The sequence below is a fragment of the Dokdonia ponticola genome (genome assembly GCF_042653865.1).
GTDB classification, from domain to species: Bacteria; Bacteroidota; Bacteroidia; order Flavobacteriales; family Flavobacteriaceae; genus Dokdonia; species Dokdonia ponticola.
In genome coordinates this window covers 217,800-225,816 of record NZ_JBHSFV010000011.1, presented here as the reverse complement: position 1 = coordinate 225,816, position 8,017 = coordinate 217,800, and the positions used below count along the sequence as shown (strand labels likewise).

The following is an 8,017-nucleotide window of genomic DNA, read 5'->3' as shown; positions in this document are numbered from 1 at the left end:
GGTTATAGCGACGGGGCTCACCTCTTCCCATTCCGAACAGAGAAGTTAAGCCCGCCAGCGCCGATGGTACTACAATCGTGGGAGAGTAGGTCGCCGCCTTTTTACGCTGAATTTAATTCAGTGTTTAAGGTTTGATACAGCAATGTGTCAGACCTTTTTTTATGGGGTAAAGTGAAATAGAGTCACGCTTATAGCGTGATTACTTCCTGTAGCTGTGCTATCTGCGTTATACTTGATATCACAGATAGTCAGTAATAGGTCGCCGCTTTGCCTGTCGGTAAGCAGGCTCTTTACGCTGAATTTAATTCAGTGTTTAAGGTATGATACAGCAATGATCAGCTCTTTTTTTATCAGGTAAAGTGAGCCAAAGTTATCTGTTAACGGTTAACAGTGAATAGTGAACTGTGTAAAATGGGAAATATATCACAAATGAGTCACCCTTGTAGCATGATTCATTTCTATGGCTGTGCAATCTGTGTTAGATGGAAATCTTTAATTTGGTTTATAAGGCAGTTCTTCTTTATGTAGATAATTAAACTCTAATAGATGCTTCTAACTACTAGCGAGGCAGGTTTCGCGAAAGCGAAAAAATCTTCAGTAGAGAGTATAAAAAGTAAGTCCGTTTGAAGTCGTATTAAGCCTCTATGTAGTCCTTGTATTCTATAAAAAAGGCTTCTGTCTTACTCATATAAATGTTGAAAAAATCAAATACCTCAGGCCACGTATTCTTGTTATGAATACTCACGTTTTCTAGTATTAGGTAGCAACGAGAGACTATTTTACCACTAGGGAGTAGATAATGTTCATCAAAAATGAGCTCTGAAGAAATATCTTGCAGAAGTAAGTTTTTAAGACTGATGAGTTTATCAAAATAATAAGCTCTATCAATTTCATCAGAAGTAGCACTTTCTATGGCAACGATTGCTTTTTTAGTGTCAAAGTCAAATTTTAGTGAAAAGTCTTTAATACCTGTGTTGTATAAAATCCACTTTCTTGGATATCGTTTTCCGAAAAATATCCAGAATTGTTGCCGTATTTCTTTAGATTGTTCTTTACTAAACATGGCTAATGTGGTATAAGTGTAAAAAAAAATGAGGATTCATTATGTGTGAATCCTCATTTTGAGATAAGTTATGAAACTAGATTAGTGTGTAATTTATAATGCTAGTGTAGTTCCTGTTCTTCCATTCCAAGTCCAAGTTCCAGACATAGTAGGATTGCAACTATCATCTACGTACGCTTCAGGTTGACCTATGAGAGGAATAGGTGTTGTATAGTTAAAACTCCATGTAGCTTCAATACCATTAATCATAGAGGTCTGTCCTCCTGCACTTATTGCGTTTCCAATAATTCCTATAAATGGAACTACAAGCTCTATAATTACAGGTTCTGTTGTTGGTATGGTAACTCCATCTGGAGCACAAGCAACTGCTATATTTGTATCAAAATCTTCTGGAGTATTTACAATTGCAGGATTCATAGAGCCAGCATGGCTTACTGACATGGTTACAATCTCTTGTGTAATTGCAGTTCCGGAAACACCCATAAGTGTTACGGGAGTAGCTATGCTTGTTGCAGGATTTGTAATAAGATCCCAATTTCCAAAGAATGATGGATCAGAATTATCAACATAAGTACCGAGTATTATAAATGGAGAAGCTCCACTTGTTTCTTTAGTTAACACCATGTAGGCTTCAGTATCTGCACTATCCATGATTACGTTAGTCGCTTCTGGATTTGTATAGTCTGCGAAATTTATATCAAAATTTCCACTTTCTCCTTCAAAATGAATAAGATCAGGATTGCTTCTAGATTGTTGTACGCCTGTAAAACTTAATTTTTCTCCATTTACGAGCTCTATAAGTGCTGTGTATCGAGTATCAGCACCTGCATTGATGTATATCTTGCCGTGTAAGTCTTGATTTAAGTGATGTCCAAAGATCCCTACATATTTTCCCTGCGGGGTTTCATCAAATTCTGTTGCAGGTACAAATCCTACCAAGTCTACAATTTCTGGAATGCTCTCGTCTATTGTTATTGTTTGCGTATCACTGGTATCTGTGCTACAACTCATAATGCATATAGCTGCAAAAGCTGCGATAATAATTTTTCTACCCATTTTTTTGTTTTTATTAGTGAGTTTTCAAATTTAGCTTATAATTTAAGATTTACAAATTATATGACGTTTAATTTAAGTATGTAAAAGTGGGGAAATACAGAGTTTCAAGGTACTTTTTTATAAATAATAAGCAATAATGAAACCCAATAAAATAACGCCTAGTTTTGATGCGTTAAATTGATGATTTTTGGAACTTTCAAAGAGGATGGTAGTCGATACGTGTAAAAGGACTCCTACCACAAATGCATTGATAGGTGTTTTATAAGACTCAAGAATAAAAGCTTGTTGATTGATGAAGCTCCCTAGTGGTGTCATTGACGCGAAGACAAGTATAAATATAATAGACTGCCATAACTTCATTTTAGATAGTAACAGAAAGGATGAAATAATAATAGCAATCGGGATTTTATGTACCACGATGCCATACAAAATATGTTCGTTTTCAGAAACAGGGAACCCTTCTATCAAGGCATGAATACATAAACTTACAAAAAGCAGCCAGGGGAACGTTTTAGAATCTTTTTGATGTATGTGTCCATGTTCAGCGCCTTTGGATCCAAATTCGAGTATAATTTGAATAAGCAACCCTGCGATGATATAGATGCCTATTTCTTTATTTTGAACAGCATATATTTCTGGAAGAAATTCAAAAATAGTAGTCGATAATAAAAAGGCACCACTAAAGGAGAGTAATAGCTTAATACCACTGTTGACAGTTGGTTTGAATATGATTGCTATTAAAAATCCAATTAGAACAGCAAAAATAGGTAACAGTAATGCAGTCAAAGGTTATGTGTTTTGTGAGGTTGTGTGGGTAAAATTAATGTATTTTTGCGGTATATGAGTGAACACAGTCAAAACTTTAAGATGGTAGCCAAAACATTTTTTGGTTTCGAAAAGATTTTAGCGAATGAGTTACGTAATCTAGGTGCAGGAAATGTAGAGATAGGGGTGCGTAATGTTTCTTTTGAAGGCGATAAAGGGTTTATGTATAAAGCAAATCTTTGTTGTCGTACGGCTATTAAAATCCTGAAACCTATCGCTGAGTTTCGAGCGATGAATGAAGACGAATTATATCGTCGTGTTCAAAAAATGAATTTACGGGCTTTTATGAATGTCAAGACTACCTTTGCGATTAATGCAACGGTAAGCGGCGACATATTTACACATTCTCAATATGTTGCTTTTAAAGTAAAGGATGCGATTGTAGATAAATTCAGGAAAGAAGAAGATGTACGCCCTGATGTAGATGTAAAGCATCCTGATGTTCGTATTAATGTTCACATACAAGGCTATTGGTGTACCATCTCTTTGGATAGTAGTGGGGCCTCTTTACATCATAGAGGATATAGAACACAAACCAATATTGCACCTATTAATGAGGCACTTGCTGCAGGCTTACTACTTATGAGTGGTTGGGAAGGACAAAGTGATTTATTAGATCCTATGTGTGGGAGTGGCACGATGCTCATAGAAGCAGCTATGATTGCAGCCAATGTGCCTGCCAATTTGAATAGAAAGGAATTTGCCTTTGAGAAATGGGACGATTGGGATCCAGATTTGTATGAGCTTATAGAATCGTCAGCCTTAAAAAAAGTGAGAGACTTTAAATATAAAATTACAGGGTACGACAAAGCTCCTTCTGTGATTAGTAAAGCAAGGGATAATATTAAAAATGCACAACTAGAGGATTTCATCACCGTTGAAGAAGCCAACTTTTTTGAATCCAAAAAAGAAGGAAATGATTTTTTACAATTGGTTTTTAACCCACCTTACGGAGAGCGTTTACCTATTGCTATGGAAGAATTTTATGCTCAAATAGGGGATACGCTTAAAACGAGTTACCCAGGATCTCACGCATGGTTTATTACCTCTAATATGGAAGCCTTAAAACACGTAGGCTTACGACCAAGTCGAAAGATAAAATTATACAATGGAAGCTTAGAAAGCCGCTTTGTCAAATACGAAATGTACGAAGGGAGTCGAAAAGCAAAACATCAAGATTCTTAAAAAAAGCTTATACAGACTATCATCATGAAAAAACTAAAAGTAAAGAAACGCCAATTTAAGATAAAGTTACGTAAAAAGGTATTGGGGCATCATGCTAAGGGGGTTATCTATGATACCGAAAACGGAATGATTCTAGCGCCTATTGATGATTATACGATCGGAAGATATTTAGGGTTTAAAGGCGGATGGAATATTTCTGAGATCAAAGAATTATTAACGTATATCCAAAAAGACGACACCGTGTATGTGTTAGGAACGCACATAGGCACCTTATTGATTCCTATAGGTAAACAATGTAAGACTATCGTTGGGTACGAAGCAAATCCAGATACGTTTGGATATGTTTCAAAAAATGTTCTCATCAACGATTTAGATAACGCAACGCTGTTTAATTATGCAGTGGGTGACGAAGAGAAGAAAATATCATTCCTTAAGAATACACTTAATAGTGGTGGTAGCAAGATCAAACCAAAGACAGATAGTTATCTCTATTCTCATGATAACCCTGATACGATAGAAGTAGATATGATTCGGTTGGATACGCATATTAAAAAAGAAAACCTTCCCGCTCCAGATTGTATCATTGTAGATATAGAAGGAGCTGAATATTATGCATTACAAGGTATGCAGGACATTCTTGCAGGCGCAAAGATGTTGTATATAGAGTATGTGCCACATCATCTTAAAAACGTATCAGGTGTTTCTAACAAAGATTTTATAGATCTTATCGTGCCTCATTTTGACAAGGTGCGCTTTGTAGGAAAGAAAAAAGAAATGAATATAAGTGATTCCCATGAGGAGTTTTTGACCTATTTAGATGCTCTTTTTGCAGGAGAAACCGCTGATGATTTATTGTTTACGAAAGGATAAATATCCTAGCATCGGATTCCGTTTTTTGTAGGTTTTGTTCGCTTTCGCGAAAGCGTACTCCTAATGGATCTCTTTTGCTGAATAATCCAGATGTAATGGCTCCAAAGCTTGGATCGAAATCAAATAATTTCTTTAAGACGAAGCCTTGCAGACTTGCCCCTAGGGTAGTTTATACCATTTACCAATTGAATTTACTGTAATAAAACACCCTTTTTTCCTTTCTATTTCACAAGAAAAAAGAAATCGTAGCTTAGGCTATGCTTTAGTTTTCTTTCTCATATAAAGAAAAAAATTATCCTTTTCTTTTCCAGTAAATTCAATTAATAACTGGTATTACTTTTTAAATATCGGAATGAGATACGAGATGGTATATCCATAGCCTACGCCAAATTTACTAGCATCTGTCGTTTTGCCAAACCCTGGAATGTATACATTTTCAAATCCATCTGGACCTGTTTCGGCGACCCTGTTTTTTATTTGAACATTAAGTCCTAGATACAAATTACTGAATAGCTCTGTCTGAATTCCTAACTGAAATTCTAACCAGGCTGCATTCAACCCTGTAAATTCTCTAGTGTCAGTACGCAGGTCTTCTTCAAAAAAAGTATTTGAAGTAGAAATTGTATAAGAGGTAAGCTCTTGGGTAAATGTAGAAAAACCAGCACGTACTCCTGCGTATATAAGATTGTTCATCCCAAGCCAGTTATTATAGGCATTGTAATTAAAACCAGCTTTGATGTAGGAACCTTTGGAAGTCACATCAATATTAGTAAAGTCATCAACCGTTCGGTTTTCATTGCCTAGCTCGGCAGCGATGTAATAGTTGTTACTAATTCTAAAATCTCCTACAAGTTCAAGACCACTATAATTATCGTCGAGAAAGCTACGTATAGGTTTAGAGAGGTCGATACCTACGCGTAACCCATATTTTTCTTTTTGACTGGAGGTGTCAATTACTGTTGTTTTTTCATTTTCCTGAGCACACATAATAGTACTCATACAAATCATGAGTAATACACTAGAAAAAAATCTGAATATGTGCTGAAGTCTCATCTTCTACCGTCGTGTTTGTTATTAATACTTCTTGGATCCAAAAGTCATCATTTTGAGAACTTGGCGTAGCGTCTAGGGCGTTATAAGTAACTCTAAATCCACATGCTTTACTTATGTATTCTTCTGTACGCACGTATGTAATGGTAAGTCCGTCTATGTTCTCTGGGTTTTCTTCACTTTCATTGTTTGCATTGAGTACAAATAGGAAATCAGTTTGATCTACATTTGTTCGCAATGGGATGGAGATGGTAGACGTGTTAAAGGATAGTCCCACAGTTTCTCCATTCTCTACGACAATTAAGTCGGTGGGTATTTTGGGTTCTGTGGTATTTTCGATATCAAAAAAATCAATCACTAGTAGGGGTGTGACAGGCGTTGCCTCAGCACAGATGTCATCTCGCTCACAAGAGGAGAGGAGTGTACCTATGAAAAGTAGGCTTCCTATTATAGAAAAACGTTTTGTCATTATTCTGCTATTAATCCTGTTAGAATTTCTGAAGTGATTGCTTCACTGGGGCGGTATTCAAATCCAGATGTTACAATCTCTCCTTTTTTATTAATGATGGTATAGGTAGGAAACCCTTGTAAATTTATTTGTTTAAATATAGGTTTACTTTCTTCTTGAGAAAGGAAGTAGTGTTTTCCAGTTACTTTATATTCTGCTATGGATGGTTTCCATAGTTTTTCTTCAGATTGATGGCATAGGTATATGAACTCTACATCTTTTTGGAATTTTTCCTTTAGTTGTGGCGTGCTATTTTTGAACTCATGTTTACAAGGGCCACACCATGTTGCCCAATTATCAATATAAATTACTTTACCTTGAGCATTGGCGATAATCTCATCAAGGTACGCTTCTGGACTTTCACTTTGGAACGTTAATAATTCTGTATCTTCTGGTAATACGGGATTGTCCAGCATATTTTTAACGTTAGTGTAGCGAGATTTTAATGCTATTCCCATAATAGATTCCCCGTATAATGAGTCTAGTATGGGTTGTATGCTTTCATAGTATTCAAGTTGCTGTTGTTCTAAAGTGGTATGGGTCCAATTATTTATCATAAGCTGAGCAAATAACCTATTATTTCTGTTACGATTTAAAATTTCTTTTGTAAAATAAGGGTAAAAATCTTTCCAACTATTTGAGGCATCTGGATATTTTTTATTGGTTTCTTGTCTGATAAAACTTGTATAATCTCTACCAAAATCATAAGAAAGATGTGTATTGATTAGCATCTCTTCTGTAATAGTATTTATGGGTTCTATTACATCGTAGTAATTAGAAGGTAATACAGGATTTTTTTGAGTATACATTCGATATAGTCCCTCATAACTTAATATCCTTGATTTGCTACTCACTATTTTTTCTGCCTTTAGCCAATTTTTTAAAGCTGGTTTTGTTTCTGAATCTACTATGTAGGTGTCAATAAGGTGATCCTTTGCCGTATTGATACTATCGAGATAGGCTCTAAAGGTTTCCGTTGATTTTTCAGATATATTTTTTTGAAAGATTTGATACTCTGGTAATACTTGGGACTGATATTCTAGGAATTGCTGGTTTACTTGCGCATGTGTTCCTTCAATTTTGGTGGCTGTAAGATGGTCTTTTTCATCAGGTATCGATGCATCAAATTGAGTTGTAAATCGATCTCCAGGATGGACAATGAGGCTCATGCTCTTCCCATTATACAGGAAGATGTCTGTAGGGTAGTCAACTGTAAATTCTAGAGTATAATTCCCTAAAGAATCAATAGGAAAATTATATTCAGGTCGTTTCCCAGTAATATAATTAGGGAGTACATATACGCCTTCCTTTGTCCATTTTTCGGGCGAGTAGTTGTCAATTTTTCCTTTGATAATTACGGTATTGTTAGTTTCTTTGGCTGCTTCTGTTGTGGATGTATCAGTAGTACATCCAATGAAGATTAACGCCAAAAGCATCCAGATACTATTTTTCATACTTGC

8 protein-coding genes and 1 rRNA gene are annotated in these 8,017 nt (G+C 35.7%); 3 read left to right on the top strand and 6 right to left on the bottom strand.

Annotated features, from left to right (window positions below; translation table 11 throughout):
- A 5S ribosomal RNA gene (gene rrf / locus ACFO3O_RS17320) occupies positions 1–102 on the top strand; the annotation flags it as partial.
- 532 nt (positions 103–634) lie between these two features.
- On the opposite strand, the gene ACFO3O_RS17315 is transcribed toward rrf, so the two are convergent.
- The 3 genes from ACFO3O_RS17315 to ACFO3O_RS17305 all read right to left on the bottom strand — a co-directional run bounded on the left by ACFO3O_RS17315 (position 635) and on the right by ACFO3O_RS17305 (position 2,905).
- Entirely contained in the window at positions 635–1,063 is a 429-nt protein-coding gene (locus ACFO3O_RS17315; RefSeq protein WP_379981133.1) for a DUF4268 domain-containing protein, read from the bottom strand.
- Between the two features lie 93 nt (positions 1,064–1,156).
- Positions 1,157–2,119 carry a hypothetical protein gene (locus ACFO3O_RS17310; RefSeq protein WP_379981131.1) on the bottom strand — a complete coding sequence of 321 codons (963 nt, stop codon included), beginning with the start codon at positions 2,117–2,119 and terminating at the stop codon, positions 1,157–1,159.
- Positions 2,120–2,236: 117 nt separating this feature from the next.
- The gene (locus ACFO3O_RS17305) at positions 2,237–2,905 is read right to left on the bottom strand and encodes a ZIP family metal transporter (protein ID WP_379981129.1); all 669 of its coding nucleotides are present in this window, start codon (positions 2,903–2,905) and stop codon (positions 2,237–2,239) included.
- An 81-nt stretch (positions 2,906–2,986) separates the two neighbouring features.
- Between ACFO3O_RS17305 and ACFO3O_RS17300 the strand changes: the two genes are divergently transcribed.
- Together ACFO3O_RS17300 and ACFO3O_RS17295 are read left to right on the top strand one after the other, a co-directional pair.
- Positions 2,987–4,129, top strand: coding sequence for a THUMP domain-containing class I SAM-dependent RNA methyltransferase (locus ACFO3O_RS17300; RefSeq protein WP_379981127.1), 1,143 nt, complete (start codon positions 2,987–2,989; stop codon positions 4,127–4,129).
- Between the two features lie 24 nt (positions 4,130–4,153).
- A complete protein-coding gene (locus ACFO3O_RS17295) occupies positions 4,154–4,999 on the top strand; it encodes an FkbM family methyltransferase (RefSeq protein ID WP_379981125.1) in 846 nt (281 codons plus the stop codon).
- A 333-nt stretch (positions 5,000–5,332) separates the two neighbouring features.
- Here the strand turns inward: ACFO3O_RS17295 and ACFO3O_RS17290 are convergent, their stop codons facing one another.
- The 3 genes from ACFO3O_RS17290 to ACFO3O_RS17280 are packed head-to-tail and all read right to left on the bottom strand — an operon-like array spanning position 5,333 to position 8,011.
- Positions 5,333–5,998, bottom strand: coding sequence for a DUF6048 family protein (locus tag ACFO3O_RS17290; protein WP_379981123.1), 666 nt, complete (start codon positions 5,996–5,998; stop codon positions 5,333–5,335).
- A gap of 19 nt (positions 5,999–6,017) precedes the next feature.
- Positions 6,018–6,518 (bottom strand): DUF6452 family protein, encoded by a 501-nt coding sequence (locus ACFO3O_RS17285; RefSeq protein WP_379981121.1) that lies wholly within the window; start codon positions 6,516–6,518, stop codon positions 6,018–6,020.
- The gene (locus ACFO3O_RS17280; RefSeq protein WP_379981119.1) at positions 6,518–8,011 is read right to left on the bottom strand and encodes a TlpA family protein disulfide reductase; all 1,494 of its coding nucleotides are present in this window, start codon (positions 8,009–8,011) and stop codon (positions 6,518–6,520) included. Before ACFO3O_RS17280 ends, ACFO3O_RS17285 begins: the two co-directional genes overlap by 1 nt.
- Positions 8,012–8,017 lie beyond the last annotated feature (6 nt).